Below are 26,894 nucleotides of genomic sequence, written 5' to 3'. Positions count from 1 at the left end.
TTTGGGGGATCTGGTCAGCCGAACCAGGTGGGGAAAGCGTGGCGGACATGGCCGGTGGCGTCGACGCCGAAGATCACGCGATAGCGGTCGAGGCAGGTGCAGGGATGCGAGATGCCGAATTCGACGACGTCGCCGACGGCGATGTCGTCGCTCGGCGCAATCGACAGGAAGGCGTGCTGGTCATTGAGTTTTATCACCTCGGCGCGCGCCGCCGGCATGGGCAGCGGCTTGCCGGCACGGAAGACGGTGAGCAGCGTTGGAAAGCCCTGGTCGAACGACACGTCGCGCATGCCCATGCCGCAGATGACGAGGCCGGGCTCCGGCCGCGACAGCACTTCGGCCCACAGCCGCAGAGCGGGTCGAAACGAATGCCGCGCCGAAGCGCTGATGCCGCCAATGGCAAAACCCCTGCGGGCATCGAGGGCGCCGAGCGAGCGGTCATAGGTGCCATGGTCGTGGAAGAAGATGGCGCCGCTGCGCAGCACCAGCGTCGCATTGCCGTCGCCGAAAACCACGGGCGAAAGTGCTGCAACCACTTTGTCGAAGAAGACCGAGCCGCCGGCGGTGACGATCAGCGGCGCGTGGCCGACGCGGGCGCGCAGCCGCAGGAACATGTCGGCGGTCATTGCCAGCAGGCCGGATATCACCTCGTCGGTGCGGCCGGGGTCGGGTTGCGCAGCGGCTCCCTCATAGGTCGCGACGCCGGCGATCTTGAGCCGCCCGCCGGCAGCCGTGATCGCATCGGCGATGGCCTCGGCTTGCGCCGTGGTGCGGGCGCCTGCCCTGCCCGCGCCGAGTTCGACAAGCACGCGCAAAGGCTGCAGCGCCGCGTTGGCGCGCCAGGCCTCGGCAAGCGCGTTCACGGCATCGACCGAGTCGGCAAAGACATAGAGCTCGGCTTTTGGCCAGGCACCGGCAAGCACGGCGAGCCGGCTTGCGCCGCCTGACCCGCCAACCTCATTGGCGATGATCAGCCGCGTCAGGCCGGCCTTGAGCATCACTGTCGCCTGCCTGATGTCGGCGACGGTGGTGCCCCATGCTCCGGCCTCGACCAGCGACCGGGCAAGGTCGGGCGCCATCGGCGTCTTGGCATGTGGAGCAATCGCAACATTGTGTTCGCGCGCATAGCGCAGGAACAGGTCGCGGTTGGCGGCGAAGGCCGCCTCGTCGAGGGTCAGCACCGGCAGCGCCATGCGTCCATCGGCAGGATGCCAGTGCTCGGCTGCGACAAGGCTGCTGTCCAGCCCGGAGGTGCCGGGCGGCACGCCGCGGATGCGGTCGTCGAGCCGAAAATTTTCGCGCACGACAAGCGGTGGGACCGGTGAGTTTTCAGTCATCCGATGCTAACCCTTCAATGTCGCAGAACGAAGCCGGGATCGATGCCGGCCGCAGTATGAGAGAGACGCGTGCCAGAACCTTACGCCGGACCGATCATCGACGCCCATCATCATCTTTGGGATCTCAGCCTGGGACGGCATCCCTGGCTCGCCGCCACGGCCGGCGAGCGCGGCGGCTTGGGCGAGCTTGGTCCGTTGCGGCAAAACTATCTTCCGCAGAACTATTTGCGAGACGCCGGCAAGCACAATGTCGTCGCCACGGTGCATGTCGAAGCCGGCTGGGCGAGCGACGACTGCGTCGGTGAAACGCGCTGGCTGGAAACACTCGACAAATCGCGCGGCGTCGCCGCCCGCTATGTCGTTCACGTGCCGCTTGCCGACCGCCAGGCGCCGGCCTTGATCGAGGCGCAAGCGGCGTTCGAGCGTGTCGTCGGCGTGCGCGACATATTGAGCTGGGATCCCGACCCGGCCCGTCGCTTTGCCGCCCGCGACGGCATCATGGACGATCCGGCCTGGCGGGCCGGGCTTGCCTTGCTTGGCCAGCATCGGCTGGCCTTCGACCTGATGGTGTTTCCGCGCCAGCTCGCCAGCGCGGCGCGGCTTGCGGCCGCCTTCCCCGATCAGCAGTTCGTTCTCAACCATTGCGGCAGCCCGATCGACCGCGACGCCGAAGGCATGCAGGCATGGCGCCACGGGCTGCTTCTGTTGTCGGAGTGCGACAACGTTGCCATCAAGATCTCGGATCTGGTTGCCTACGATCATGACTGGACGCTCGACAGTCTGAGGCCGGTTGTCCTGCACTGCATCGACTGTTTCGGCACCGGGCGCGCCATGTTCGGCAGCGACTTTCCGGTCGCCGGCCTGCACGCCTCGTTCGACGAGGTATACGACAGCTTCAAGACCATCACAGCGGACCTTTCCGCGGACGAGCAGACGGCGCTGTTCTTCGCCAATGCAAGGCGCATCTACCGGCTCGACGATGTGTCATCGGCGCGCCTGCTCCCGGCCTGAGAGCAGCAGCAGGCCGAGGATCAGCGAACCGAACAGGATGCTGCGCCAGCCGGGCGAGGCGTTGACGACGGTGATCAGCGCGGTGATGGTGACCAGCAGGATGGCGCCCGGAATGGTGCCGGCATAGGTGCCGAGCCCGCCGAGGATCGAGGTGCCGCCAAGCACCACGGCGGCAATCGAGGCGAGCAGATAGGGATCGCCGATGCCGACATAGCCCTGCCCGTTCATGCCCAGCACCAGCACGCCCGCGAGGCCCGAAAAGAAGCCGCTGATGCCATAGACCGCGAGCGTCGTGGACGTGACCGGAACCCCGGATAGCGCCGCGGCGAGCGGATTGGCGCCCATGGCAAAAATCCGGGCGCCGAGCGATGTCGCATGCATCGTCGTCAGCACGATGACGGAGACGACCACCCACAACAGCACGCCGGCCGGAATCCCGGCCGGCCGCGCATTGCCGAGCCAGTGGACCAGCGGGTTCTCGGCGGTGACGGCGCTGCCGCCGGCGATGATGATCAGCAGGCCTTGCAGGAACGTCGCCATGGCCAATGTCATGATCATCGGGTGGACGCGCAGCAGCGCGACGCCGAGCCCGTTGACCAGGCCGATTGCCGTCGTCAGCACAAGAACGGCAAGTATGGCGGTGAGGCCGGTCGGATCCGCCTGCCACGACAACAGCGGCAGGCTGACGGCGCTGACGGTGACGATGGCCGCAACCGAAAGGTCGATGCCGCCGGCGATCACGACGAAGGTCTGGCCTGCCGCCACCAGGCCGATGACGGCGCCGAGTTCGACCAGGTAGCGCAAATGGCCAAAGGCGCCGAAGCCGCGCGCAACGAAACTCGCGACGATCCAGACCGCGGCAACGAGGGCAGTTGTCAGGAACGGCCGGCTGCGCAGGATCGTCAAGGCGCGTTTGCCGCCTGCGCTCTCATTCCATGCCGTCATGGCTGCACCTTGCGGAATTGCGGGATGGCGACCGCGCCGATGATGATCAGGCCCTGGGCGACATATTGGGCGACCGGCGTGAAGCCGAGGAAGAACATGACGCTGATCATCAGGCTGAGCAGCAGGCTGCCGGCAAGCGCGCCGCGCATCGTGCCCTGGCCGCCGAGGAAGCCGATGCCGCCAAGCACGGCTGCAGCGATGGAGTTCAGCGTGAAGGCGGCGCCAATGACCGGGTCGCCCGAACCGGTCTGGGCGGCGACGAACAGGCCGGCGCCGGTGGAGAGCAGGCCGCTGATCGCGTAGGCGGCGATGCGCGCGCCATCGACCGGCACACCGGAGCGATAGGCGCCGACCGGATTTTCGCCGGCGGCATAGAGGCTCAAGCCAAGCGGCGTGGCGAGATAGAGCTTCCACAGCAAGACGATGAGCACCAGCAGCACGAATGCTGCCGGCGTGTTGCCGGCCAGCAGGTCGGACAGCCACGCCGGGATGGCGCCGCCGGGCCGTGGCAGGATGAGCAGCGCGGCGCCGCCGATGATGAAGGAACCGGCGAGCGTCACCACGATCGCCGGCAGGCGAAGCCGCACCACGATGAAGCCGGAGGCGGCGCCAATGCCGACGCCGCTCAGCGCCACCGCGGCAGTGCCGCCGGCGACACCCAGCGGCCCGGCCATCGTCGTCGCGGCGATCACCGCGCCGAGGCTGACAGTGGCGCCGATGGCCAGGCTGATGCCGCCGGTGAGCATCAGGATCGCCTGCGCCATGGCGACCAGCGCCAGCGGAAACCAGCTCTGGGTGAATTTGGCGAAACCGGAGGCGGTGAACAGGCCAGGAAACAGGACGCCATAGGCGACGAGGAACACCAGGACGACGGCAAACAGGCTGCGCACGCCGACATTGCGGCGCGCTTGTACCGGCCAGTAGAGCGCGCCGGTCTTTCTTGCAGAAAGAGATGTGTTCATGCCGCAACCTTCCGCTGTTCGGCGCCCATCGCGGCAGAAACGATGGCTTCCTCGCTCAGCGCTCCGCGTTCGAGCATGGCGACGATGCGACCTTCGCGGACCACGGCGACGCGGTCGCAAAGGTGGACCAGTTCGGGCGTGTCGGAACTGAGCAGAACCACGGCCTTGCCGGCGGCGGCGAAGCTGCGCAGCATCATATAGATCTCACGCTTTGTTTCGACGTCGACGCCGCGCGTCGGATCGTTGAGGAGAAGCACCAGCGGGTCGTGCGGCATCCATTTGGCCAGCGCCACTTTCTGCTGGTTGCCACCCGACAGCGCCTGCGCCGCCCGGCCAAGGTCGCCCTTGATGCCAAGCTGGGCGGCAAGGCCCGTTGCCGTCTCGCGCTCGGCGCGGCGGCTGCGCAGCTTCAGCGCCGGCAGCCTGGCGAAGGCGGGCAGCATCATGTTGGTGATGATGGGATGGATCAGATGCAGGCCTTCACGCTTGCGGTCGGCCGGCACATAAGCGAGCCCCAGTGCGTTGGCTTTCGGCACGCCGCCCGGCAGGCCGGAGGCGCCGTTGACAGTCGCCGATGCCGTCCGGGCCGGGATGGCGCCGTAGAGGCCGAGCAGCAGATCTTCCTGGCCCTGCCCGACCAGGCCGCCGATGCCGAGCACTTCGCCCGTCCTGATGTCGAGATCGACGTCATGCATCAGGCCGGCTGCAAATTTGCGAACGCAGATGGCGTCGGCAGGTGAAGTCGAGGGCTGCCATTGCGGAAAGAGGTCACCGGGGTCGCGGCCGACCATCAGCCGCACCAGCCCGGCGGCGTCGGTTCCTTCCAGGCTGCGGTCGGCCGTGCAGGTGCCGTCCTTCAGCACGGTGACGTGCTGGCACAGTGCCATGACTTCGTTCAGCCGGTGCGAGATGTAGAGAATGGCGATGCCTTCGCTGCGCAAACGCTGCAGCAGATCCGTGAGGATTTTCGTTTCGGTTGCCGACAGCGACGATGTCGGTTCGTCGAGGATGAGCACGCGCGGCCGGCGGTAGAGCGCCTTGGCGATCTCAACCATCTGCCGGCGGCCGAGCGACAGATGCCCGACCGGCGTCGACAGCGGCTCGTGCAGCCCGACAAGATCGCACGCGGCCCTGGCCCGCGCGGCGATTTCGCGGTAGTCGACCAGGCCGAACCACTTGGGATAGGCGCCGAGGCCGATGTTTTCGGCGATGGAGAGACTGGCCGTCAGGCTGAGTTCCTGCTGGACGACGGCGATGCCGGCCTGCCGCGCAACGGCCGGGGTCATGCGTGAGACCGCGCGTCCATCGACCTCGATCGTCCCGCCATCCGGACGCAAAGCGCCGGACAGCAGGTTGATCAACGTGGATTTTCCGGCGCCGTTCTCGCCGAGCAGCGCATGCACGCGGCCCGGCTGGAGAGCGATGGAAACGTCGCGCAGGACGGGGTTGCCGAAGAACGACTTCGACACCCCCCGCGCTGCGAGCAGCGGAGCCATGGTTGTCAATGCTACAACCCTTCTGGCTTATTTCTGGGCCAGCAGCTTCTTGAACAGCTCTTCATCGTAGGGCGAAAAGATGTAGCCGTCAGCCGGGAAATCCTTGGCCCGGGCGAGGTATTCGTCGATGTTGGAATTGTCGATCACCGGCAGCGGGATCTTGACGAAAGCCGGCACATCCTTGCCTTCGAGCGCCTGGACGGCGGTGTAAGTGGCGAAGGCGCCGAGCCAGTTCGGCTGCATGGTCGCCCAGCTCTTCAGGCCCTTTTCCTTCCACAGTTCGAGGAACTGACGGGCGTTTTCGCCGGTTATCGGCACCTGTTCGCGGCCCTGCTTGTCGAGGGCGAGCACGGCACCGGCCGACAGCGCGCCGCCGAGCGACAGGATGCCGTTGATGTCGGGATTGGCGAAGAGCAGGCTGGTGACGGCTTCCTGGGCCGGCGCGACATTGTAGGGCGTGTTGGTCTCGGCAAGCACCGTCACATCGGGATGGGCCTTGAGCGCGGCGTCGGCGCCTTTGCGCCGGTCATCGCTGACCGAAACGCCGGCCGGGCCGTTGAGGATGAGGATCTTGCCCTTGCCGCCGATGGCGTCGATCAGGAACTTGGCCGCCTGGTCGCCCCACTGGGAGGAGTCGGTGTTGACCTTGGCGGTGACCTGATCGGTGTCAACGAGGCTGTCGAAGTTGATGATGGCGATGCCCTTGGCGCAGGCGTCGGCCAGCACGCGGGCCGGCGCGGTCGACGAACCGGCGATCAGGATGATGGCGTCGACATCGGAGTCGATCATCGACTGGATCTGCTGGATCTGGACGTTGGCGTCGCCCTGGGCGTCGGTGACGACGAGCTTGTCGACCAGCCCCTGCTTCTTCAGGGTCTCGACTTCTGCTTCGATCGTGCCCTGCGTCTGCTTCATCCAGGTCGGCACGGAATAGATATTGGCCCAGCCGATCGTGTACGGCGCCTTGCGGTCGCCCTTGATGCAGTTGGCGGCGGCGTTGGCCTGCGAGGCGGCGGCGAGGCCCAGGACGAGACCGAGGCAAAGGGCGCTGGCGGATGCGAAAAACGATGATTTCATCATGATTGTTCCCTTCTGAAGTTATGCCCGGACACGGCTGGTCGAGACGAAGAAACCCACCGGTTTCCGAGCTCGGAAACCGCCTGTTTTTCGTCGGGACTTTCTGCGTCAGGCTCGTTAGTTTGTCTGGTATTTCAGACAACATGTCTGTATATCGGACAAATGGGATGCTAGTCCGAGCCTTGACATCTTTCAAGCGTCTTGAGACGAGGGCTGAAATGATTTTGTGCGGATGCGGCTGAGATGAGCGATGGCGTGATCGAAACCGAAGCCGGCGCCGAGCCGCGCAATGGCGAACGCCGCCGCGGCATCGACCGCGTCATCATGCTGCTCGAGGCGCTGCTGCGGCATCGCGCGCCGATGCGGGTCGGCGACATGGCCAAGATGATCGGCGCGCCGCGTTCGACCACCTACGAGATCGTCAACAGCCTGCTCGAGGCCGAGATGCTCGAAAATGTCGGCTCGGAAGGCTACGTCTATTTCGGACGGGCGATGCATCTGTTCGGCTGGGCGTATTCGCATCACAACGCCCACTACCGGCGCATCCTCGAGACCCTGGACAGGCTGGCCGCCGAGACCGGCGAGACCGTCCAGTTGTGCGGACTGCGCGGCAACAAATATGTCGTCCTCGATTGCCGGGACTCGCCCGGCCCGTTCCGCATTTCCAGCGATGTCGGGGTCGAGGTGCCGATCCCGTGGACGGCGTCGGGACGGCTGCTGCTCGGCCATATGAGCGAGCAGGAGCTGAGGGATTTCATTCCGCCTGGCGACTACAAGCTTCCCGACGGCCGCCTCATTGCGCCGGCCGATTTCTTTGCCGATGTCGCCACGGCGCACCGGCAAGGGTTCAGCGAAACCGCCGCGCTGGCCGACCGTTTTACATGGTGCATGGCGGCACCCATCCATGACGGCCATGGCGCCATCAACAAGACGCTGTGTTTCGTGTTGCCTGTCGACACGCCCGAAGCGCGGCGGACCGAGTTGCTGGCGCTGCTGCGCGAGCGCGCCCGCGGGCTGTCGCTGGCGGGAAGCTAGTCCAATCGGCGAAGCCTTTTGCGCAGGCGCACGTTTTCATACGCTGCCCTTGTGAACATGGCTTGAGCTTTTTCGCGTCAAATAATAAATTTACGCATGGAAACTATGGAAATTCTCTGTAAACTTTCGCCTTGCAGTTGCGCGACGGCGCACCGTATGTAGGTGCCTGGGGCAGCGCCAAGGCGACCAGGCACTGGATGTCCGTGCCGCGAGGGTTTGAATGCCGATAACGCACAAGACGATGGAGGATTTCGCCCGCTCCTGCGGCGTCTCCAGGCCGACTTTGTCGAAATATTTCGACGATCCAACCAGCGTCAAGCCGGCAACGCGAAAGCGGATCGAGGAAGCACTGCGCTCCTCCGACTACCAGCCCAATCTGTTTGCCCGCAACCTGAACCGCAAGCGGACGCGCAGCATCGGCATCATGGTGCCGACGGTTGCCGATCCCTTTTATTCGGAGATGGTCAGCCGCATCGAACTCAGGCTGCGCGACGAAGGCTACTGGCCGATCGTCATCTCCTCGCACGGCTCGCGCGAACTCGAAGTGGAAGCGACGCGAACCATCCTGTCGCTGAAGGTCTCAGGCGCGCTGATTGCGCCGCTCGGCCTGCGCTCGGACTACCGCACGCTGGAGAAGCTGACGCAATCCATACCCGTCGTCTATTTCGACACCTATCTCGAAGGCGGCACGCCGTTCGTCGGCAACAACAATGCCCAGAGCGTCTCGACCATCGTCGACTATCTCTGCCGGTCCGGCGACGCTCCGGTCTATTTCGACATACCGCACGTCAACCACAATTCGCCGGAACGACTGAACAGCTATGTCGCCTCGATGAAGCGGCTCGGACATGAACCGGTCGTCATCGGCAACATCGACGACTACACTTGGGATTTCGAACGGATCGGCTACGAGCAGATGGAAAAGATGCTCGGCAATGGCGGCCTGCCGGGCAAGACCATCCTGTGCAACAATGATCGTCTCGCCTTCGGCGTGATGGCGGCCGCCTACGCGCAAGGCCTCAAGGTCGGCCGCAAGGGCGATTGCGACCTGCGCGTCGCCGCCCATGACGATCATCCGCTGAGCCGCTACACCTGTCCCGGCCTGACCACCATGGCGCAGGATTTTGCCGCCATGGCCGGGCGCAGCGTCGAGACGCTGCTGGCCTTGCTGAACGAGGATGGGGCAGTTGTTGCGCCGAAGGTCAATCTCGACGCGACATTGGTCATGCGTCAGTCGGCCTAGGCCCGGCCTGTCGATATTCAGGTGATGCCGGCCTGCGAATAGCTGATACCTGCGCTTCCGGTACTCACGGACCCAAAAGTCCGCTCCGTTCCGGTTCTCGGCACCCACCATTCTCGACTCGGCCTGACCTGAATCTCAACAGACCTCGTTCAACCTGCATCGAAGCCGCGCCACGCGGCAACCGCGGCGCCGACCGCCTCTCGCGACGCGGGACCATGACGGCCCATCGAGACGAAGCCGTGGATCTGGCTGGACCAGCGCTTGAGCACCACCGGCACGCCGTCATCTTGCAGACGCTTTGCGTAGGCTTCGCCTTCGTCGGCGAGAATGTCGTGACCGGCGATGGCGACGAAGGCCGGTGCTGCGCCGGCAAGGCTGGCAGCCTTCAGCGGCGACACGCGCCAGTCGTCGATATCGCCGGCATGGCTAACATAGTGATCGCGGAACCAGGCCATGGTTGCCGCGGTCAGGCCAAAGCCTTCGGCAAAGCGACGGTAGCTGTCGGCCCCCTGCGCGGCATCGGTGTTCGGATAGAACAGCAGTTGGGCGATCGGCGGATTCTTGTCCCCGCACGCCATCAAACAAAGCACCGTGGCGAGATTGCCGCCGGCGCTGTCGCCGCCGACGGCGATCCGTTTTGCGTCGATGCCGAGAGCGTCGGCCTCGCTCTGCATGAAGGCAAACGCCGCGCGGCAATCCTCGACGGCACCGGGATACTTGTGCTCCGGCGCCAGCCGGTAGTCGGGACAGACGACGACGCAGGCCGCCATGTTGGCGAACCAGCGGCAGATCTCGTCATGCGAGTCGAGATTGCCAATCACCCAGCCGCCGCCATGCAGATAGAGCAGCGCCGGGGCACCGGCTGCCGCCGCGCCCTGGCCGCGATAGATCCTGAGCGGCAACGGACCGCCGGGTCCGGCGATGGTGCGCTCGCTCAGCGCGGCGACCGGTTCGCGCTCGCCCTGCAGTGTTGGCAAGCCCGCGAGATAGGCGCGGCGCGCTTCGTCAGGCGTGCCGGTCTCGAACGGGCGCGCGGGCGTTTGCCGGCTGAGATCGAGCACAAGCCGGGCTTGCGGGTCGAGCAAGGGCGAAGGCGGTGTTGTCATGGACGGCATCTCAGGCAAGCAGGCTCTTCGCCTCGTCCTCGCCAAGCAGCGGCGGCTGGTCGACGGTGCCGTTGACGGCGACCGAGCCGCGGCTTTCTCCCGAAGCGAGGATCGCTTCCATGATCTCCAGCACATGCAGCGCAAGCTCGCCAGACGCACGCGGCCTTCTTCCCGTCGCCAGCGCACGCGCCAGATCGGCGACGCCGAGCATGCGGTAGTTGGCCCGGTCTGGCGCGGCGTAGGGCCAGTTGCGCGCGCCGTAGAGTTCGCTCTCGCTGGCAAAGTCGGCCCAGTCGGCGCCGCGCTCCGAAAGCGAAACGGTGCCGCCGAACGTGTCGGGATCGGGCAGCCTGAGCGAACCTTCCGTGCCGTGCAGTTCGATCGGATGATTGGAATGCTTAAAGACGTCCCAGGAGGCGCCGAAGGTAACGGTGGCGCCCGAGCGGAACTCCAGCAGCGACAGGATGTTGGTCGGCGTGCCGACCTTGAAACTTTTGTTCTTGTAGGGACCTTCAGCTGTTATCAGCCGCTCCTCCTGACCGCGCGTCGCCATCGCCATGACGCGCGCCACCGGCCCGAGCAGATTGACCAGCATGGTCAGATAATAGGGACCCATGTCGAAGACCGGGCCGCCGCCGGGCTGGTAGTAGAATTGCGGATTGGGATGCCAGTGCTCCATGCCGCGCCCCATCATGAACGCAGTGCCGGTCACCGCGCGGCCGATGGCGCCCTCGTCCATCAGGCGGCGCGCCCGCCGGCCGGCGGCGCCAAGAAACGTGTCCGGCGCCGAGCCCAGCAGCAGGCCGCGCTGCGCCGCTTCGGTGACAAGACGACGGCCGTCTGCGGCCGAGGTCGCCAGCGGCTTTTCGGTGAACACATGCTTGCCTGCCGAAAGGGCTGAAAACGAGACGTCGAAATGCGCCGACGGGATGGTCAGGTTCAGCACAAGGTCGATCTCGGGATCGGCCAGCAGCGCATCGACGCTGGCCGCCCGGATGCCGTATTCGCGGCCGCGCAGTGCTGCCAACTCGGTGGAAATGTCGGCGCAGGCACGCAGTTCGACCTCGCCGAAGAGTGCTGCATTGCGCAGATAGGTCATCGAGATATTGCCGCATCCGACAACGCCGATCCCGAGCTTCGTCTTTGATTTTGCTTGCATTTTCAGTCTCACCTCGCAACGCCATCATACACTGGCTGTCCCGTTGCACCAGCAGCCGGTCCCGTTCGAAAACCGCTATACCGTATTTTAAATGTTGACGCGCGTAAAATTTTTATAGAACATGTGGGAATGCTGGTGAGGCATTGGGAGGCTGCCAGCCCTGGGAGGAGAAAATGACTGATACGAAAGAACGGCCGACCGCCGGCTCGAAGCCCGTGGGTCATGCGCGCATTGGATCTTTCCGTCGCGGTCAGGGACCGAGACGGGTTCAGGCGTAGATCACCTTGGCGCCGGTCTTCTCGAGCTCTCTTCGTATTGGACCGGGCAGGCCATCGTCGGTGATCACCACGTCGACGGCCGACAGCGAAAATGCCTTGGAGGTCCCGCTGACGCCCCATTTGCTCGAATCGGCAAGGAGGACAACGCGCCGGGCCATGCGAACGAGGATTCGCTTCGTTCGCGCCATGTCTTCGTTCACGTCGACCACATCCAGTGACGAGTCTATCGCATGCGCTCCAACAAAGACCTGATGCGCGACCAAGCCGCCGAGAGCCGTATCGGCATCGGTGATCAGCGTGCTCACCGTGTCGGGATAGACCCGGCCGCCGATCATATGAACATCGAGCCCCGGACGATGCATAAGATGCTGCACGATATTCATGGCCGTGGCCGCGACCACGACATTGCTGAGCGGCGGTAGCTGCATGGCAAGCTGCATCAACGTCGAGCCGCCGTCGAAGATGACCGATTGGTTGTCCTCAAACAGGTCAACCGCCGCCCGGGCGATGCGCTTCTTTGCCTCGAGGTTCGTTTGCATCCGCCGGGCGAACGCGGCCGTGGTCGAATCGGTGGTCCGGGTCACCGCCCCTCCACGGGTCTTGGTCAGTAGTCCCTTGCGGTCCAGTATTTCGAGGTCGGAACGCACCGTGACTTCCGACACGCCAAACTCGTCTGACAGGTCCTTGATGCGAACCTGTCCGCTGCGCTGCACCTCACCCAGGATCGATTGGCGTCTCTGCTCCGACAACATTGCCCTGCCCTTGCCTCCCTGCGCCAAGCAACCGCGCTGGCCTCGGCTCACCTTACCAAAAATACGCGAATTCGAAAGATTTCGAAAGATTGTTTTTTGTGTTTCTTTCGGAAACACTGGATTCAGGTTTTGAAATCAAACGATAAGGGAATTTTGCACTCATGAGCCTGGGAACCAAAGTGCGTCTTGCGCGCCTCTTCTCGCATCCATCGGGGAACCTTTTTGGCGGCGCGGTCGACCATTTCGTCGGCTATGGCGACGTGCGCAAAGGCGGCCTTGCCGACCTGCCGGGTGCGCTTGCACGCGTCATGGCGGGCAAGCCCGACTATGTCAGCATCCAGCCTGGCGCCGCGCGCCATCTGTGGCCGCAATATGCGGGCAAAGCTTCCCTGGTGATTCAGGCGGGCTGCTTCACTGCGGACGATCGCATCAGCGAGTTGATCGCAACGCCCGAGGATGCGGTGCGTGCCGGGGCCGATGCGTTGGCGGTGGCCATTCCGGTGCGCGGCGCGACCGAGGGCAAATACATACGCTGGCTGACCGATTCGGTGAATGCGGCGGCCCGCTACGGCATGCCCGTGGTGGCGCATATCTACCCTCGCGATTTCACCGACGGCGCAAAGATCGTCTTCACTCCCGACGAGATCGCCTATGCGGCGCGCATCGGCTACGAGTCCGGCGTCGACGTGATCAAGATCGGCTACACGGGCGATTTCGAGTCGTTCCGAGAGACCGTCCGGACCTGCCCGGTGCCGGTTGTGATCGCGGGTGGTCCGAAGACCGATACGCTGCTCGGCGCGCTTCAGCAGACAGCGGACGCCATCCGTGCCGGCGCACGCGGTGCCGTGGTCGGCCGCAATCTTTGGGGGCATGGCGATCCGCAGAAGGCAGCGCTTGCCTTCCGGGGCGTCATCCATGACGGCCTTTCGGCGCAAGACGCGCTGGCGAAGGCGGGTGCCTGAACGATGCCCACCGTCCCTTCAATCCTCGGCTTCGGCGCCATTGCGATAGACGACATCGTCTATGTCGATCAGCCGTTGTCGGCGGGCAAGGGGAAGGTTCTGCAAAGTGCCCGCGCTTTCGGGGGAAATGTCGCGACGGCGCTGGCCACTGTTGCGCGGCTCGGTGGAAGCGCCGGGTTCGTCGGATGGCTGGGCAGTGCCGCGGACGACGCCGTGCTGCGCGATCTCGTTGCGAGCGGTGTTGAAACCGCATTCGCGCCGCGCCATCCCGACGCGCGGCCGGTGCGCTCGCGGATCACCGTCGGCTCGGACGGGGAACGGTTCATCGCCTATGACGACGATGCGATGCTGGGCACCGCGCCGGACTTTGCGGACGATATCCTCAGCCGCGCGACCGTCCTGATCGTCGATAGCTACGCGATCCGGTCGCTGGATGTCGTGGCTCGGGCTCGCGATCGCGGCCTTGCGATCCTCGGCGATATCGAATGGAGCAGCGGCGCAGCCACGGAGCGGCTGATCGCGCTCTGCGACCATCTCATTCTTCCCCTCGGCTTTGCGCGGGCTGCCACAGGGTGCCGATCGCCGGCCGAGATGCTCGATGCATTGTGGTTGCCGTCGCGGTCCGCCGTGGTTCTGACCGATGGCGGCAAGGGCGTCTATTATCGCGGACGCGACGAGACAGGGCTTTGGCACCTGCCCCCGCACCGGGTTGTCGTCGTCGACTCGACCGGCGCCGGTGACTGCTTTCATGGCGCCTATGCCCATGCGTTGACGCGCGGAGCCGACACCGCAGGCCGGGTGGCATTCGCGGCTGCGGCGGCGGCCCTTTCGATAACCGGGCGTGGCGGGCGCGAGGCGCTTCCGACCGCCGACCAGGTCACGGAACTCCTGGCATCGACGAACGCGCCGTCAGCAGTCGAACTGAGATATGCGCACGTCGATGCTGGAGCATAGCTTGAAACTATCCGAGGAAACATTTCGCAAGTGAACATAAGCCGAGAAAGAATCATAAAAATCCGCGGCTTGGACTTGTGGAGGGAGGAATATGGCAGAAGTCATTCTTGAGAATATCTGCAAGACCTATGGGAACAATTTTCGCGCAATCGACCAATTGAACCTGTCGGTCAAGGACGGCGAGTTCTTGATTCTCGTCGGACCGTCCGGCTGCGGCAAATCCACCGCGTTGCGAATGATCGCGGGATTGGAGGACGTCAGCAGCGGCAGCCTTCGGATCGGCGGTACCGACGTCGTCGACATGCCGCCCAAGGACCGCGACATCGCGATGGTCTTCCAGAGCTACGCGCTCTACCCGCATATGACGGTGTTCGAAAACATCGCCTTTTCGATGCGGCTGGCAGGCAAGCCGAAGGCCGAACGCAAAAAGCGCGTGGACGAGATCGCCAAAACCCTTCAGCTGACCTCGCTGCTGGACAACAAACCCGCGACCCTTTCAGGCGGACAGCGTCAACGGGTTGCGATGGGCCGCGCCATGGTGCGCGAGCCCGCCGCCTTTCTGATGGACGAACCCCTTTCCAATCTGGACGCGAAACTGCGCGTGCAAATGCGCGCTGAAATCACCAGCCTGCAAAAGCAGCTTGGCGTCACGACCATATACGTGACCCACGACCAAATCGAAGCGATGACGATGGGCGACAGGGTCGCGGTGTTGAAAGGCGGCGTGCTGCAGCAGGTCGACACGCCCAAGAGGCTCTATGAATCGCCGGTCAATGCCTTCGTTGCCGGTTTCATCGGTTCGCCTTCGATGAGCCTTTTCGAAGCGACGCTAAAGGGCGGCGCGCTCGTTTTTCGCGACTTCGCCATCCGGCTGCAGGATGCGGCTTTCGTCGGCAGGCCCGCCCTGAGGTCCTATGAGGGGCGCAAGATCGTGTTCGGCATACGGCCGGAGCATCTTTATGACAGCAGCCTCGAATCCGGCCGCAAGTATCAGACGATACCCGCCAAGGTGACTTCGATCGAAGAGCTCGGCTCTGAACATATCGTCCACCTGAACGTCGACGCGGTCCGGGTGGACTCCGGCGATCCGGACGCGGTGGACGATTTTGGCCTGGCATCGAACGCGGTGGCGAGATTCGAACCGGTCAGCGCCATCCACCCCGGCTCGGAAATCCGGTTGGCCGTGGATGATACCAAGTTCCATTTCTTCGATCCCGAGACACATCTGGCGATCTGAAGATCTGCGGAAGACGCAGGCGAGAGCGAGGCGCCTGCGAAAGACAAGAAGGCTTCTGAATAAAGCAGACGATCGTTCGCATTGTGCGGTCGATCCTAAAGAAGGAGGAGAAAATGATGTTTCGGATACAACCCGCGATGCTGAAAATAGCCGCGGCCGCATGGTTGCTTGGTGCAACCAGCGCCATGGCGGACACGGCACTGGAATTCACCCAATGGTGGGAGCCCGAATTGCCGGCCGGCTCGCTCAGGGCGATCATGGATGACTTCGAGGCTGCAAACCCCGGAATCAAGGTGACGCTGGTCAGCGGCCCCTATGCGACCACGCGAGACCAGATCTCGGTTGGCGCCGCAACCGGAACGCTTAGCGACGTTGTCGGTCTCGACGGCGCCTGGGTGAACAATCTGAACGCGCAGAATGCGCTGGCCGACATGAACCCGATGATGGATGCGAGCAAGTTCGACAAAACCCAGGTCGCGGATATCATCAAGGTGGACGGCAAAGCGGTGATGTTTCCCGTGGCTTCGTTCGTCTATCCGGTCTTCGTGAATTTGGACCTCGCCGCCAAGGCGGGCGTCACCAAGCTGCCGTCGACCCGCGCTGAGTTTCTCGAAGCCGCCAAGAAGATGACCCAAGCCGACAAGAACCAGTATGGCTGGGTGCTTCCCTTGTCGCTGCAAACGCCGTCCGGCGTCCAGAACGACATGATGTCGTGGGTCTGGGCATCGGGTCAATCGATGATGGCGGACGGCAAGCCCGCCCTCGAGGGCAAACCGGTGGTGGATATGCTGACCTTCGTCAAATCGCTCAATGACGCGGGCACCATCTCGCCCGGCATCGCCACCAAGACCGAACAGGAAAAGGTCGAGGAATTCGTCAACGACCGGGTCGGGATGATGGTCGACTCGCTCGCGCATGTGAACCTCATCCGCAAACGTAATCCCAAGCTGAACTTCGACATCATCCCGGTCCCGGTCGTGGAGGGCTATACGGGCAAGCGCGGCCTTCCCTATGCCTCCTGGGGCATCGGCATCTCTGCGAGCTCGAAGCATCAGGATGAGGCCTGGAAACTTGTCCAATACCTGATGAGTGAAAAGGTGAACGCTAAGCTGGTGTCGCTGGCCAACGCCTTCCCCGGCAACGTCAACGCCAAGCCCGATTTCGTGACCTCGGACAAGGCCTTCGGCAAGGCTTTCGAGATCTTCAAGACCGGCTACCTCGCCAACGAGTTCACCGGCCTGCCGGTGGCGGAAGACCTGATGACGCAGTTCGACGTGCAAGCCCAGAAGATGCTCGCCGGCGAGCAGTCTCCGGAACAGGCGGCCGCCGCCGCCCAGAAGGGCTGGATGGCGAAATTCTGATCGACCTATTTACGATCTTCGACCGGGGGGCCTGACTTCGGCCAGGCCTCCCGGCAACAATGCACCGGCAACGCGAGTGTTTGCGAAGCTCACCTTCTCTTGAAGGTGTATCCCAAGGTTGGCACATGACCCGGCAGAAGCGCTCCCACCACAGACTGAAACGAGCGGTCGTACCCTATCTCTATCTGTCGCCCTCGCTGGTGATCATCGGCCTTTTGATGCTGCTGCCGATGGTGACGGTCATCGGCTATTCGTTCCAGAACAGCGCGGTGCTGCGTCGCGATCCTTCCTTTGCCGGACTGAAACACTACGAGGCGATCTACAACGATCCCGTGTTCTTGGCTTCGCTGTGGCATACGCTCTATTTCACATGCATGAGTGTCATTTTCCACATGACCATCGGCATGGTCTTCGCGCTCATGCTGAACAGCGACCGCATCAATCCGACGCTGCGCAATGTCCTGCGCGTGCTCTACATACTGCCCTGGCTGTTCACCGCGGTTATCATCGCGGTGATCTGGCGCCTCCTGCTCGAACCGAACGGTGTCGTGAACAGCATTCTCCTGCAGCTGGGCATCATCGGTTCCAAGGTCGAGTGGTTTTCCTCGCCCGCGACCGCGCTGCACGCCGTCACCTTCGCCAATATCTGGGCGGGCTACCCGCTTTTCATGGTCAGCCTGCTCGCAGGCCTGCAGGGCATTCCCAAGGATTTCTACGAGGCCGCCGACATCGACGGGGCGAAGGCCTACCAGAAGCTGATCTTCATCACCATTCCGCAGCTGATGCCGATCATCATCAGCATCTCGCTGCTTGATTTCATCTGGACGATGCAGGTCTTCCCGTTGATCTGGATAACGACGGGCGGCGGTCCGATCTACTCGACCGAGGTGCTCAGCACCTACACCTACAAGCTGGCGTTTTCGAGCTACAACCTGTCGCAGGCGTCGGCGAGCGCCGTGGTCATCCTGCTGATCTCTCTCGGCCTGACGCTGTTCTACATCCGCTATCAAAAGGCTCGGTAGTCACCATGAGGAAAAGGCACACGCCGAAAGACAGGCTGATCACCGTCGCGCTGCATGTCGCGCTTGCCGCGGGGCTGTTTTTCGCGGCCTTCCCGATCTACTGGATGCTGAGCAGCTCGTTCAAGTCGAATACCGAAATCTTTGCCCTGCCACCAACCGTCCTGCCGAAGGCCTTCACGCTGGAAGCGTATGCGGCCATCCTTGGCGACCCGGTAAAGCTGCGCTTCTTCTTCAACAGCTACTTCGTGGCCGGAGCAGTGACCGTGCTGACGGTGCTGATCGCCTTGCTGGCGGCCTATGGGTTCAGCCGTTTCAATTTCCGCGGCAAAGGCAGCCTCAACACACTCATCATCAGCACCCAGACGATCCCGCCGATCACGCTTTTGATCCCCTTCTTCGGGCTTGTCGTCTCGTATGGCATCTTCGACACCTACGTCGCACTGATCCTGACCTACCTGGTGTTTACGTTGCCCTACGCGATCCTGCTGATGACGGGATATCTGAACACCTTGCCCCGCGATCTCGATGAAGCGGTGGCTGTCGACGGCGGCACCAGCTGGACCGCACTCTGGCGGGTGATCGTCCCGATTTCACTGCCCGGTATCGTGGCGACGTCGGTCTACACCTTCCTGTTGTGCTGGAACGAATTTCTCTTTGCGCTGACGCTGACGAAGTCGACGTCCATGCGCACCGTCCCGATCGGCATCCAGCTGTTGATGGGGCAGCACGCCTTCGAATGGAACCAGATGATGGCGATGAGCGTGCTCGGCTCGCTGCCGCTCTTGATCATCTACCTCGTTGCCCAGAGGTACTTCCTCGCCGGCATGACCGCAGGCTCGGTCAAGTAGGATGTCGCTCCCACGGAGACCTGATGGAGTGCGCATCGAATTGAGCGGCATCAAGGAATGAAAGGATGAACGTGAAAGACCTGAAAGTCGGCTGCCAGACCTTTACCTGGGAAATGCTCGGAGACCGTTTTGCCGGCGGCCCGGACGATCTGCTCGAGGCGATCGCCGATGGCGGCTATGCCGGCATCGAGATCACCGACACCATGATCGGCCGCTATGCCGACCGGCCGGCGGAATTCGCGACCGCGCTGAAGGCATCCGGGCTGACGCTGGTGTCCTTCGCCTTTGGCTCGAACAGCGGTTTTACGCTGAAGGACAAAATCGGTGTCGACCTCGAGGCGGCGCAACGCTGGATCGACTTCGCCGCCGCCTTTCCCGGCGCGCTGGTGTCGATGGGCTCGGCGACCGTCGTCTCCGAGGGACCGCGCGACGACAAGTTCGCCATCGCGGCGGAAGTCTACAACAAGGCTGGCGAACTCGGCCGCAAGGCCGGCGTCCAGATCGCGGTGCATCCGAGCTCGCACCACAACACGCTGCTGTTCGACCGCGCCGATTACGATCGCATCTTCGGGCTGATCGATCCGTCGCTGGTCGGCTGGGTGCCCGACACCGGTCACATCTTGCGCGGCCACGCCGACATGGCCGACACGCTCACCAACTATCGCGACCGCATCCGCTATGTGCATTTGAAGGATGTCGATGCCAAGGGCAGCTGGGCGATGCTCGGCAAGGGTGTGTGCAATACGGCGAAGGTGATCGAGATCGCCAGCGCCGCACCCAACTTCAACGGCTGGCTGGTGCTGGAGGAAGAGTCCGAGACCGCCGCCGCCGACCCGGCCGGCGCGGTCAAGACCAACCGCCAGACCATGCGCGGCTACGGAGCCTGAGACGATGATCCGCAAACAAGACCGTCGTCTTCGCGTGGGTGTGCTCGGCTGCGGGCCGATCGCGCAGTTCGCGCATCTGGAATCCTGCCTGAAGGCCAGCAATGCCGATCTCTACGCGATCTGCGATGCCGCGCCCGACCTGCTGGCGCGCATGGGCGCCACCTATGAGCCTGAGAAAATGTATGGCGACTTTGACGAGATGCTCGCCGACCCGCAGTTGGAGGCGGTGATCGTCGCCACTTCCGATGCCTATCACGTGCCGATGTCGATCAAGGCGCTCGAGGCCGGCAAGCACGTTCTGTGCGAAAAGCCGATCGGCGTCTCGGTCGAGGAAGGCCAGAAGCTCGCCGACGCGGTCAAGCGCTCGGGCAAGGTGCTGCAGGTCGGCCATATGAAGCGCTTCGACCCGGCGCTGGAAGCTGCGCGCGACTTCGTTCGCGACGAGATGGGCGACATCCTGGCGCTGAAGGCCTGGTATTGCGATTCCACCCACCGCTACACCAACACCGACGCCATCCAGCCGCTGCCGGTCACCAGCAAGCTGGCGCGCAAGCCGGCGGGAAATCCGAAGGCGGATCTCAGGCAATACTTCATGCTGGCGCATGGCTCGCACCTTGTCGACACGGCGCGCTTCCTGTGCGGTGAAATCACCGCCGTGCGCGCCCGGCTCCACGAGAAATTCGGCGCCTATTGCTGGTTCGTCGAAACCGAATTCGCCAATGGCGCGCTTGGCCATCTCGACCTGACAGTGGCGGTGCGCATGGACTGGCACGAGGGTTTTCAGCTTTATGGCGAGAACGGCTCGGTGATCGCGAAGACCTTCAATCCCTGGTACTTCCGCGCGAGCGAGGTCGACATCTTCCACGAGAAGGATGCGACCTCGCGCAAGCCGCTCGGCGCCGACGGGCATTTCTTCCGGCGCCAGCTCGAGGGCCTGGCCGAGACAGTGCTCGACGGCAAGCCAATGCGCGGCGCCAATGTCGAGGACGGCCTCGCGTCGATCCGCACCATGGTGGCGATTGCCCGCTCGGTCGAAAGCGGCGAGCGCGTCGAGATCGCTGCCGTGACGGGAGCGGTGTGATGCAGATCGGGGTGTTCGCCAAGACTTTTTCGGGCAGCGAACCGGCCGGCGTGCTGGCGGCGGTGCGCGATGCGGGCTTTGCGGTCACCCAGTTCAACCTTGCCTGCGCCTGTCTGGCGTCGATGCCGGACAAGGTTCCGTTCAATACCATCCGCACCATTGCAGCCGCCTCGGATGCGACCGGCGTCGCGCTGGTGGCGCTGTCCGGCACTTACAACATGGCGCATCCCGAAAGAGCGGTGCGCGACGACGGGTTGCGCCGGCTTGGCGTGGTCATCGAAGCCGCGGCAGCGCTTGCCATTCCGCTGGTCACCCTGTGTACGGGAACCCGCAACGGCGATGACCAATGGGCGCATCACCCCGACAATGCCGATCCTTCGGCCTGGACCGACATGGCGGCCGAGATGGAAAAGGCGCTTGAGCTTGCCGAGCGCCATGGTGTCGATCTCGGCATCGAACCGGAGCAGGCCAATATCGTGACGTCAGCGCCGGATGCCATGCGCCTCATCGCCGAAATGGGCTCGCAGCGGCTGCGCATCGTGCTCGACCCGGCAAACCTGTTCGAACATGCGAATGTCGAGAAGGCGCGCGCCATCGTCACCGCTGCCATCGAAGCCACTGCGGGCCACGTCGCCATGGCGCACGCCAAGGACCGTTTTGCCGATGGCCGCTTCGCCACCGCCGGGCAAGGCGTCGTCGACTTCGCCGACTTCATCGCCCGGCTCAAGGCAACGGGCTTTGACGGACCGTTGGTGACGCACGGGCTTTCGGCCGCAGATGCGCCCGGCGTCGCCCGATTCCTCAAGGGGCTGCTGTGATGGCGCGCCCGAGAACCTTGCTTCGCGATGGCGCTACGCTTCGGGTTTCCGACACCGGCGACGGGCTTGCGGTCGTCTTCCAGCATGGGCTGGGCGGCGGCGAGGCGCAGGTCGCGCAATCCTTTCCTGCCGGCGCCGGCCGGCGCATCACGCTGGAGTGCCGCGGGCACGGCGCCTCGGAGCTCGGCAGCAGCCGGCCATTCTCCTTCGAGATGTTCGCCGATGATGTGCTCGCAGCCGCCGATCAGGCCGGCCTCGACCGTTTCGTCGCCGGCGGCATTTCCATGGGCGCGGCGATTGCGCTGCGCCTCGCCTGCCGCCACCCGGATCGCGTCGCCGGCCTGATCCTGGTGCGGCCGGCCTGGACATTCGACCGTGCACCGGCGAACCTGAGGCCAATCGCCGAGGTCGCCGGCCTCATCCTCGGCCATGGCCCCAGCAAGGCCCGAGAACTCTTCGCGCAATCGCAGACGGCCGCGCATTTGCAGCGCGAGGCGCCCGACAATCTCGCCTCGCTGTTCGGCTATTTCGACCGGCCGGATGCTGTGCCGTTCGCACAAGTCCTCGCCGACATCGCCGCCGATGGACCGGGCATTTCCAAGAGCGACGCCGCCTCCCTCGGCATTCCCGTGCTGGTCGTCGGTAACGCTCAGGATGCCGTGCATCCGCTGTCGGCTGCGCACACTCTTGCCACTGCCATTCCCGGCGCGAGCTTCGTCGAAATCACGGCCAAGGCGCTCGACAGCAACAGGCATTTCGCCGAGCTGCAGGCTGAGATCACTGCTTTCCTTCACTTCAACATTCGGAGCCTTGTTGCGTCATGACGACCAAATCCCTGTCCGGCCGTGCCGCCATCGCCGCTCTGCCGCGCAACCGGCTGCTCGGCGAGTTCTCGCTGTGGTCGGCCGACCTCGCCAACATGGAGCGCGACCTGAAGCGCATCGACGCCTTTGTCGACCTGCATCACATCGATGTCGCCGACGCCCGCTTCACGCCGGGCTTCCTGTTCTTTCCCGACCTGGTGGTGCGCATTGCCAAGCTGACGGCACGGCCAATCCACGTGCATTTGATGGTCGAAGCCGAAATCGTTGAGGAGCAGACGCGCCAGTTCATCGAGGCCGGCGCCGATCTGATCAGCGTTCACGCCGAAAATGGCGAGGCCGGACTGCGCGCCGTGCGGCTGGCACATGAGCTTGGCGTCGAGGCCGGCGTGGTGCTGCGGCTGGAAACGCCGGTCGCCGCGGTCACGCCTTTCCTGTCGCAAGTGGCCTTCGTGACGCTGCTTGGCACATCCATCGGCGTCAAGGGCCAGGGCCTGTCCGACCAGGCCTGCCCGCGCCTGGTCGAAGCGCGCGCGCTGATGCGAAAGGCCGGCCGCGAAGCCGACATCATCCTGGCTGCCGATGGCGGTATCCGCCACGAGACGGTGCCGCGGCTGCGCGCCGCCGGCGCCGAAACCGTGGTGCTGGGATCGCTGGCCTTCGGCGATCCCGACCTTGCGCAGCGCATGGCCTGGCTGCATGGGCTGAAGGTCGCCGCCTGATGACAAAGGTCGCGCTTGCCTTCGATCTCGGCGGAACGGAGCTGCGCGGCGCGCTGGTCGGCAGCGGCGGCCGCGTGGTCGCCCGTGTTTCGGCGCCGACGATGGCGGGTGCGGGCTCGGAAGCGGTGATCGGCCAGATCATCGCGCTGGCCGGAGAGCTGCTGACACAGCACCCACAGGCCAGGGTTGCCGGCATCGGCGTCGGGGCCCCGGGCCCGCTCGATCCCAAGGCCGGCATCGTCATTGCGCCACCGACCCTGGCCGGTTGGCACGACGTGCCGCTGATCGACATTTTGGGCAAGCATTTCGGGCTGCCGGTGCGGCTGGAGAATGACGCCAATGCGGCCGCTCTCGGCGAATGGCGTTTTGGCGCTGGTCGCGGCACCGGATCGATGGTGTTCGTCACCGTGTCGACCGGCATTGGCGGCGGCGTCGTGGCCGAGGGTCACATTTATCATGGAAGGCGCGGACTGGCGGCCGAGATCGGCCACATGACCATCACCGGTGAAGGCGAGCGCTGCTTCTGCGGCGCCGTCGGCTGCTTCGAGGCGGTCGCTTCGGGAACCGCGCTCGGGCGGCGCGCCACGGCGCTGACAACGCCAGGCGACGGCTCCGCGCTGCGGCGCCTTTCGGGCGACCGCGACGTTTCCGCAAGGCACGTCGTCGAGGCCGCGCGCGCCGGCGATATCAGCGCGCTTGAGCTGGTCGAAGCGGAAGCGAACTGGCTGGGCATCGGCTTCACCAATCTGCTTCACCTCTATTCGCCTGATTTGATCGTGATGGGCGGCGGTCTTGCCAATGGCTTCGACCTTTTGGCTCCGCGCATCAGGGCGGTCGTCCAGCAGCGGGCGATGCCGGCCTACCGCGACGTGCCGATCGTGCCGGCGCAGCTCGGCAATCAGGCCGGACTGATCGGCGCAGCCAGCCTGATCCTGTGGGAAGGCGAACCAGGCGCGCCGCTGGCGATGGCGCAGGATGAGAACAACGACGGCACGACCAAACGTGCCGGTGCCAGGCAGGCAAGCCATGGCTGAGCTCAAATTGCGCGGCGTGCGCAAATCCTATGGACCCGTCGAGGTTATCAGGGGTTTCGACCTCGATCGGCAATCTCCGTCTGCCCTCTCGCAGTCTCAGAGTTGAAGGCTGACGCTGGGCCGCCGCAGTGTGGCGGCCCGCCTGGTCAGGTGTTGTCGGCGGCTTTGCGCCTTCGATACTCAGGCACCGGCAGGCCGCCCCAGCCCCAGTTTTCCAGTTCGACCTCCTCGATGACGACAAAGGTCGCTTCGAGAGGCTTGTGGAGGACGTCGAGCAGCAACTGGCTGACCCCGGCGATGAGGGCGGCCTTCTCCTCGGGTGTGACGGAATCACGGCCGGGAGCAGACCCCTCCCGCGTGACTTGAATGGTGACGATGGGCATGGCGACCTCCCCTAATGACCGGCGCTCTGGCCGCCATCGACATGCAGAATCTCGCCCGTCACGAAGCTGGCGGTTTCGAGGTAGAGCACGGCTTCCACGACATCACGCAGCTCGCCCATGCTCTTGATCGGATGAAGTGCTGCCAGGAACTCATGGTTTTCCGAGGCGTGCATCGAGGTCTTGATGATGCCGGGCGAGACGGCGTTCACCCGCACACCCTTGTCGGCATATTCGATGGCCAGCGCCTTCGTTGCCGAATTGAGGCCACCCTTGGTCAGGTTGGCTAGCACTGTCGGCACGCCGGCGATGGCGTGATCGGTCAGGCTGGTGGTGATGCTTACAATGTGGCCGGAGCCCTGCTTCAGCATCTGGGCGGCGACGGCCTGGGTGATGTGGAAGAAGCCGGCCAGATTTGTCGAGATCTTGGACGTGAAGTCCTCGGCTGTGTAGTCCGTGAACGGTTTGGCGATGAAAATACCGGCATTGTTCACCAGCGTGTCGATCCGCCCGAAGCGCGCCATCGCTTCCCTGACGACACGACCTGCCGTCGCGGGATCACCGATGTCGCCGGGAACGGCGAGAACATCCCGGTCGCTGCCTTGCTTGATCGAACGCGAGGTGGCGACGACCTTGAAGTTGCGATCGCGGTAGGCTTTCACCAGGGCGGCGCCGATACCCTGCGAGCCTCCGGTGATGACGACGACTTTCTGTTCGGTACTCATGATCTGTCCTGTCCTGAATGAGTTCCGGCAGGCCAATTGCTGCCGTCGACCCATCAAAGCGGGCCGGGCACTAATATCGGGACGATCAGGAATCGACTGAATAACCACTGTTCGGCAGGCATTCTTCCGAAACGCGGAAGAATTGGCGCTTTCAGTCCTTGAGGGCGTCGGCCTGCGCTGACAGTCTTGCAAACTCGGCGCGCAGTCGCGGAACCGCGAAATCCACGAAGGTACGGACCTTTGGCGCCAGGGTGCGCCCCTGAGGGGTGAGCAGGTGCACGGGCAAAGCAGCGGGTTCGGCGTCGCGCAACACGATCTTCAGCGAGCCGTCCTGGACGCGTTCGGCCACGTGGTAGGTGTAGAGGCGCGTCACGCCATGGCCGGCCACAGCCGAGGCCAGCGCGGCACGAACGCTGTTGACCACGAGCCGGGGCTTGAAGTGAACCGAGCGAGCGATCGTACCGCCCGGCGGCGGCGCAAACACCCACGCGTCATGGCCAAAATGCGTGGTCGACACGATGCGATGCCTGGTCAGATCCGCAGGCTCGACGATGCGCGGATGCTCTGCGAGATAGCGCGGCGAGGCCACGACGACACGCTTGACGTCACCACCGACCCGCACGGCGACCAGGGAGGAATCCGGCAGTTGCGCGACACGAAGGGCAATGTCGATCCCTTCCTCGACGAGATTGGCGTGGCGGTCGATCAGGATCAGATTGACCGACACGGCCGGATAAGCGTCGAGATAGGCGTCGATAACGGGACGCAGGATCTCCTCGCCGCTGATCGGCGGTGCGCTGATCGTCAGTGTTCCGCGCGGCGCGGCGCGCTCGCCGGCGACGGACATATCGGCTTCTTCGAGATCGATCAGGACACGCCGGCAGGCCGAGGCGTATCGCTCGCCCGCTTCGCTAAGCTTGATCGACCGTGTGGTGCGGTGAAGCAGCTCGGCACCGACATGCTGCTCGAGAAAGGCAATGGCGCGGCTGACCGCGGCGGGCGAACGCCTCAGCTTGCGCCCCGCGGCCGCCAGACTGCCCTCGTCCAGCGCCGTCACGAACACCCGCATGGCTTCGATACGGTCCATCTATTCTTTCCGGATACGAGGTAATGCCACCGAACTGTCAGCGAGCAATCCGGTTCTGGCAATAATCTACGACAAATCAACCCTGCTGATTGTGCCGATATCCGAAAGAGTGTTGCGCCGCTGCCTGGCGGAGCGGCGCCACCTTGTTCGATCTCTAGCTCGACATGGAGGTCGGCAAATCGGTGCTGGTGCGCGCCAGCTCATCGTCGATGCGTCCGGCCGTCCGCTGCTGTCCTCGACGATCCGCTACGCAGGCGATCGCTATCGCCTGCGTACGTCGTTCTCGCGCACCGGCAAGACCGCTGCCGCCCGTGTGCCGTTGAACCGCGAGTAGCGGAGAGCCGACAGGCTGGGCTGTTGCCCCGTCTCCCTGGCGGGCTGGTGATCAAGCATCACAGATCCGTTGTCCGCCCCGCCACCGCTTCTTGCACCAGGCGAACTTGTCCCAGTTCTTCAGATAGGTCAGCACCGGCAAATTGCTTGGAAATGAAGTCCAGAATGCCCATGCCCGTTCGCTCCATTTCAACGGATCTAAACCACGAAACAGCCATCCG

The 26,894-nt window shown here is 64.1% G+C and carries 27 protein-coding genes; 16 read left to right on the top strand and 11 right to left on the bottom strand.

The genetic code is table 11. The features are described from left to right. Nucleotides 1–14: 14 nt before the first annotated feature. Nucleotides 15–1,337: an alanine racemase gene (locus AC1DX6_RS17625; RefSeq protein WP_477315531.1), complete on the bottom strand. Its 1,323-nt coding sequence runs from the start codon at nucleotides 1,335–1,337 to the stop codon at nucleotides 15–17. A gap of 69 nt (nucleotides 1,338–1,406) precedes the next feature. On the opposite strand from AC1DX6_RS17625, the gene AC1DX6_RS17620 reads away from it, so the two are divergent. Continuing rightward, nucleotides 1,407–2,348 carry an amidohydrolase family protein gene (locus AC1DX6_RS17620; RefSeq protein ID WP_477315529.1) on the top strand — a complete coding sequence of 314 codons (942 nt, stop codon included), beginning with the start codon at nucleotides 1,407–1,409 and terminating at the stop codon, nucleotides 2,346–2,348. Here the strand turns inward: AC1DX6_RS17620 and AC1DX6_RS17615 are convergent. Genes AC1DX6_RS17615 through AC1DX6_RS17600 form a run of 4 tightly spaced genes read right to left on the bottom strand, consistent with a single transcriptional unit; the run spans nucleotide 2,322 to nucleotide 6,831 of the window. Further along, nucleotides 2,322–3,293: an ABC transporter permease gene (locus tag AC1DX6_RS17615; RefSeq protein WP_477315527.1), complete on the bottom strand. Its 972-nt coding sequence runs from the start codon at nucleotides 3,291–3,293 to the stop codon at nucleotides 2,322–2,324. The two genes, AC1DX6_RS17620 and AC1DX6_RS17615, sit on opposite strands and share 27 nt — an antisense overlap. Then, on the bottom strand, nucleotides 3,290–4,255 hold the full coding sequence (locus AC1DX6_RS17610; protein WP_477315525.1) for an ABC transporter permease: 966 nt from the start codon (nucleotides 4,253–4,255) through the stop codon (nucleotides 3,290–3,292). Before AC1DX6_RS17610 ends, AC1DX6_RS17615 begins: the two co-directional genes overlap by 4 nt. Continuing rightward, nucleotides 4,252–5,751 carry a sugar ABC transporter ATP-binding protein gene (locus tag AC1DX6_RS17605; RefSeq protein WP_477315523.1) on the bottom strand — a complete coding sequence of 500 codons (1,500 nt, stop codon included), beginning with the start codon at nucleotides 5,749–5,751 and terminating at the stop codon, nucleotides 4,252–4,254. Before AC1DX6_RS17605 ends, AC1DX6_RS17610 begins: the two co-directional genes overlap by 4 nt. A 27-nt stretch (nucleotides 5,752–5,778) precedes the next feature. Further along, nucleotides 5,779–6,831: a substrate-binding domain-containing protein gene (locus AC1DX6_RS17600; RefSeq protein WP_477315521.1), complete on the bottom strand. Its 1,053-nt coding sequence runs from the start codon at nucleotides 6,829–6,831 to the stop codon at nucleotides 5,779–5,781. 240 nt (nucleotides 6,832–7,071) lie between these two features. Here AC1DX6_RS17600 and AC1DX6_RS17595 point away from each other — a divergent pair, with 240 nt between their 5' ends. Further along, the gene (locus tag AC1DX6_RS17595) at nucleotides 7,072–7,863 is read left to right on the top strand and encodes an IclR family transcriptional regulator (RefSeq protein WP_477315519.1); all 792 of its coding nucleotides are present in this window, start codon (nucleotides 7,072–7,074) and stop codon (nucleotides 7,861–7,863) included. 220 nt (nucleotides 7,864–8,083) lie between these two features. Then, entirely contained in the window at nucleotides 8,084–9,106 is a 1,023-nt protein-coding gene (locus tag AC1DX6_RS17590; protein WP_477315517.1) for a LacI family DNA-binding transcriptional regulator, read from the top strand. Between the two features lie 149 nt (nucleotides 9,107–9,255). On the opposite strand, the gene AC1DX6_RS17585 is transcribed toward AC1DX6_RS17590, so the two are convergent. The 3 genes from AC1DX6_RS17585 to AC1DX6_RS17575 form a co-directional block, all read right to left on the bottom strand. Beyond that, a complete protein-coding gene (locus tag AC1DX6_RS17585; protein ID WP_477315515.1) occupies nucleotides 9,256–10,212 on the bottom strand; it encodes an alpha/beta hydrolase in 957 nt (318 codons plus the stop codon). A 10-nt stretch (nucleotides 10,213–10,222) separates the two neighbouring features. Continuing rightward, nucleotides 10,223–11,371 carry a Gfo/Idh/MocA family protein gene (locus AC1DX6_RS17580; protein ID WP_477315513.1) on the bottom strand — a complete coding sequence of 383 codons (1,149 nt, stop codon included), beginning with the start codon at nucleotides 11,369–11,371 and terminating at the stop codon, nucleotides 10,223–10,225. Between the two features lie 268 nt (nucleotides 11,372–11,639). Continuing rightward, on the bottom strand, nucleotides 11,640–12,401 hold the full coding sequence (locus AC1DX6_RS17575) for a DeoR/GlpR family DNA-binding transcription regulator (protein WP_477315511.1): 762 nt from the start codon (nucleotides 12,399–12,401) through the stop codon (nucleotides 11,640–11,642). Between the two features lie 161 nt (nucleotides 12,402–12,562). Between AC1DX6_RS17575 and AC1DX6_RS17570 the strand changes: the two genes are divergently transcribed. The 12 genes from AC1DX6_RS17570 to AC1DX6_RS17515 all read left to right on the top strand — a co-directional run bounded on the left by AC1DX6_RS17570 (nucleotide 12,563) and on the right by AC1DX6_RS17515 (nucleotide 24,148). Next, complete coding sequence (locus AC1DX6_RS17570; RefSeq protein WP_477315509.1) at nucleotides 12,563–13,363, top strand: aldolase; 801 nt, start codon at nucleotides 12,563–12,565, stop codon at nucleotides 13,361–13,363. 3 nt (nucleotides 13,364–13,366) lie between these two features. Continuing rightward, a complete protein-coding gene (locus tag AC1DX6_RS17565) occupies nucleotides 13,367–14,317 on the top strand; it encodes a PfkB family carbohydrate kinase (protein WP_477315507.1) in 951 nt (316 codons plus the stop codon). A 91-nt stretch (nucleotides 14,318–14,408) separates the two neighbouring features. Next, nucleotides 14,409–15,554, top strand: coding sequence for an ABC transporter ATP-binding protein (locus tag AC1DX6_RS17560; protein ID WP_477315505.1), 1,146 nt, complete (start codon nucleotides 14,409–14,411; stop codon nucleotides 15,552–15,554). 113 nt (nucleotides 15,555–15,667) lie between these two features. Then, nucleotides 15,668–16,915, top strand: a complete 1,248-nt coding sequence (locus AC1DX6_RS17555) for an ABC transporter substrate-binding protein (protein ID WP_477315503.1) — start codon at nucleotides 15,668–15,670, stop codon at nucleotides 16,913–16,915. Between the two features lie 125 nt (nucleotides 16,916–17,040). Next, on the top strand, nucleotides 17,041–17,937 hold the full coding sequence (locus AC1DX6_RS17550; RefSeq protein ID WP_477315501.1) for a carbohydrate ABC transporter permease: 897 nt from the start codon (nucleotides 17,041–17,043) through the stop codon (nucleotides 17,935–17,937). Nucleotides 17,938–17,942: 5 nt separating this feature from the next. Further along, nucleotides 17,943–18,785 carry a carbohydrate ABC transporter permease gene (locus AC1DX6_RS17545; RefSeq protein ID WP_477315499.1) on the top strand — a complete coding sequence of 281 codons (843 nt, stop codon included), beginning with the start codon at nucleotides 17,943–17,945 and terminating at the stop codon, nucleotides 18,783–18,785. 65 nt (nucleotides 18,786–18,850) lie between these two features. Then, nucleotides 18,851–19,672, top strand: a complete 822-nt coding sequence (locus AC1DX6_RS17540) for a sugar phosphate isomerase/epimerase family protein (RefSeq protein ID WP_477315497.1) — start codon at nucleotides 18,851–18,853, stop codon at nucleotides 19,670–19,672. A gap of 4 nt (nucleotides 19,673–19,676) precedes the next feature. After that, a complete protein-coding gene (locus tag AC1DX6_RS17535; RefSeq protein ID WP_477315495.1) occupies nucleotides 19,677–20,753 on the top strand; it encodes a Gfo/Idh/MocA family protein in 1,077 nt (358 codons plus the stop codon). Further along, nucleotides 20,753–21,571 (top strand): sugar phosphate isomerase/epimerase family protein, encoded by an 819-nt coding sequence (locus tag AC1DX6_RS17530; RefSeq protein ID WP_477315493.1) that lies wholly within the window; start codon nucleotides 20,753–20,755, stop codon nucleotides 21,569–21,571. The genes AC1DX6_RS17535 and AC1DX6_RS17530 overlap by 1 nt, the downstream gene beginning before the upstream one ends. After that, the gene (locus AC1DX6_RS17525) at nucleotides 21,571–22,395 is read left to right on the top strand and encodes an alpha/beta fold hydrolase (RefSeq protein ID WP_477315491.1); all 825 of its coding nucleotides are present in this window, start codon (nucleotides 21,571–21,573) and stop codon (nucleotides 22,393–22,395) included. The genes AC1DX6_RS17530 and AC1DX6_RS17525 overlap by 1 nt, the downstream gene beginning before the upstream one ends. Beyond that, on the top strand, nucleotides 22,392–23,114 hold the full coding sequence (locus AC1DX6_RS17520) for a ribulose-phosphate 3-epimerase (RefSeq protein WP_477315489.1): 723 nt from the start codon (nucleotides 22,392–22,394) through the stop codon (nucleotides 23,112–23,114). Before AC1DX6_RS17525 ends, AC1DX6_RS17520 begins: the two co-directional genes overlap by 4 nt. Then, nucleotides 23,114–24,148 (top strand): ROK family protein, encoded by a 1,035-nt coding sequence (locus tag AC1DX6_RS17515; protein ID WP_477315487.1) that lies wholly within the window; start codon nucleotides 23,114–23,116, stop codon nucleotides 24,146–24,148. Before AC1DX6_RS17520 ends, AC1DX6_RS17515 begins: the two co-directional genes overlap by 1 nt. A gap of 146 nt (nucleotides 24,149–24,294) precedes the next feature. On the opposite strand, the gene AC1DX6_RS17510 is transcribed toward AC1DX6_RS17515, so the two are convergent. The 3 genes from AC1DX6_RS17510 to AC1DX6_RS17500 form a co-directional block, all read right to left on the bottom strand. Further along, nucleotides 24,295–24,531 carry a tautomerase family protein gene (locus AC1DX6_RS17510; RefSeq protein WP_477315485.1) on the bottom strand — a complete coding sequence of 79 codons (237 nt, stop codon included), beginning with the start codon at nucleotides 24,529–24,531 and terminating at the stop codon, nucleotides 24,295–24,297. 11 nt (nucleotides 24,532–24,542) lie between these two features. Next, nucleotides 24,543–25,253 (bottom strand): SDR family NAD(P)-dependent oxidoreductase, encoded by a 711-nt coding sequence (locus AC1DX6_RS17505; RefSeq protein ID WP_477315483.1) that lies wholly within the window; start codon nucleotides 25,251–25,253, stop codon nucleotides 24,543–24,545. A 151-nt stretch (nucleotides 25,254–25,404) separates the two neighbouring features. Next, a complete protein-coding gene (locus AC1DX6_RS17500) occupies nucleotides 25,405–26,340 on the bottom strand; it encodes a LysR family transcriptional regulator (RefSeq protein WP_477315481.1) in 936 nt (311 codons plus the stop codon). On the opposite strand from AC1DX6_RS17500, the gene AC1DX6_RS17495 reads away from it, so the two are divergent. Continuing rightward, a complete protein-coding gene (locus tag AC1DX6_RS17495) occupies nucleotides 26,321–26,674 on the top strand; it encodes a hypothetical protein (RefSeq protein WP_477315479.1) in 354 nt (117 codons plus the stop codon). The two genes, AC1DX6_RS17500 and AC1DX6_RS17495, sit on opposite strands and share 20 nt — an antisense overlap. The last annotated feature ends 220 nt before the right edge of the window (nucleotides 26,675–26,894 follow it).

This window comes from Mesorhizobium sp. P2_C4 (assembly GCF_056404575.1).
Note: the sequence above shows the minus strand (reverse complement) of the source record. Positions and strands in the feature narration are given on the sequence as shown.

Coding starts and splice junctions, on each gene's coding strand:
- AC1DX6_RS17625 (WP_477315531.1), bottom strand. CDS start 1,337: ATGACTGAAAACTCACCGGTCCCACCGCTTGTCGTGCGCGAAAATTTT.
- AC1DX6_RS17615 (WP_477315527.1), bottom strand. CDS start 3,293: ATGACGGCATGGAATGAGAGCGCAGGCGGCAAACGCGCCTTGACGATC.
- AC1DX6_RS17610 (WP_477315525.1), bottom strand. CDS start 4,255: ATGAACACATCTCTTTCTGCAAGAAAGACCGGCGCGCTCTACTGGCCG.
- AC1DX6_RS17605 (WP_477315523.1), bottom strand. CDS start 5,751: ATGGCTCCGCTGCTCGCAGCGCGGGGGGTGTCGAAGTCGTTCTTCGGC.
- AC1DX6_RS17600 (WP_477315521.1), bottom strand. CDS start 6,831: ATGATGAAATCATCGTTTTTCGCATCCGCCAGCGCCCTTTGCCTCGGT.
- AC1DX6_RS17595 (WP_477315519.1), top strand. CDS start 7,072: ATGAGCGATGGCGTGATCGAAACCGAAGCCGGCGCCGAGCCGCGCAAT.
- AC1DX6_RS17590 (WP_477315517.1), top strand. CDS start 8,084: ATGCCGATAACGCACAAGACGATGGAGGATTTCGCCCGCTCCTGCGGC.
- AC1DX6_RS17585 (WP_477315515.1), bottom strand. CDS start 10,212: ATGACAACACCGCCTTCGCCCTTGCTCGACCCGCAAGCCCGGCTTGTG.
- AC1DX6_RS17580 (WP_477315513.1), bottom strand. CDS start 11,371: ATGCAAGCAAAATCAAAGACGAAGCTCGGGATCGGCGTTGTCGGATGC.
- AC1DX6_RS17575 (WP_477315511.1), bottom strand. CDS start 12,401: ATGTTGTCGGAGCAGAGACGCCAATCGATCCTGGGTGAGGTGCAGCGC.
- AC1DX6_RS17570 (WP_477315509.1), top strand. CDS start 12,563: ATGAGCCTGGGAACCAAAGTGCGTCTTGCGCGCCTCTTCTCGCATCCA.
- AC1DX6_RS17565 (WP_477315507.1), top strand. CDS start 13,367: ATGCCCACCGTCCCTTCAATCCTCGGCTTCGGCGCCATTGCGATAGAC.
- AC1DX6_RS17560 (WP_477315505.1), top strand. CDS start 14,409: ATGGCAGAAGTCATTCTTGAGAATATCTGCAAGACCTATGGGAACAAT.
- AC1DX6_RS17555 (WP_477315503.1), top strand. CDS start 15,668: ATGATGTTTCGGATACAACCCGCGATGCTGAAAATAGCCGCGGCCGCA.
- AC1DX6_RS17550 (WP_477315501.1), top strand. CDS start 17,041: ATGACCCGGCAGAAGCGCTCCCACCACAGACTGAAACGAGCGGTCGTA.
- AC1DX6_RS17545 (WP_477315499.1), top strand. CDS start 17,943: ATGAGGAAAAGGCACACGCCGAAAGACAGGCTGATCACCGTCGCGCTG.
- AC1DX6_RS17540 (WP_477315497.1), top strand. CDS start 18,851: ATGAACGTGAAAGACCTGAAAGTCGGCTGCCAGACCTTTACCTGGGAA.
- AC1DX6_RS17535 (WP_477315495.1), top strand. CDS start 19,677: ATGATCCGCAAACAAGACCGTCGTCTTCGCGTGGGTGTGCTCGGCTGC.
- AC1DX6_RS17530 (WP_477315493.1), top strand. CDS start 20,753: ATGCAGATCGGGGTGTTCGCCAAGACTTTTTCGGGCAGCGAACCGGCC.
- AC1DX6_RS17525 (WP_477315491.1), top strand. CDS start 21,571: ATGGCGCGCCCGAGAACCTTGCTTCGCGATGGCGCTACGCTTCGGGTT.
- AC1DX6_RS17520 (WP_477315489.1), top strand. CDS start 22,392: ATGACGACCAAATCCCTGTCCGGCCGTGCCGCCATCGCCGCTCTGCCG.
- AC1DX6_RS17515 (WP_477315487.1), top strand. CDS start 23,114: ATGACAAAGGTCGCGCTTGCCTTCGATCTCGGCGGAACGGAGCTGCGC.
- AC1DX6_RS17510 (WP_477315485.1), bottom strand. CDS start 24,531: ATGCCCATCGTCACCATTCAAGTCACGCGGGAGGGGTCTGCTCCCGGC.
- AC1DX6_RS17505 (WP_477315483.1), bottom strand. CDS start 25,253: ATGAGTACCGAACAGAAAGTCGTCGTCATCACCGGAGGCTCGCAGGGT.
- AC1DX6_RS17495 (WP_477315479.1), top strand. CDS start 26,321: ATGGCTTCGATACGGTCCATCTATTCTTTCCGGATACGAGGTAATGCC.
- AC1DX6_RS17500 (WP_477315481.1), bottom strand. CDS start 26,340: ATGGACCGTATCGAAGCCATGCGGGTGTTCGTGACGGCGCTGGACGAG.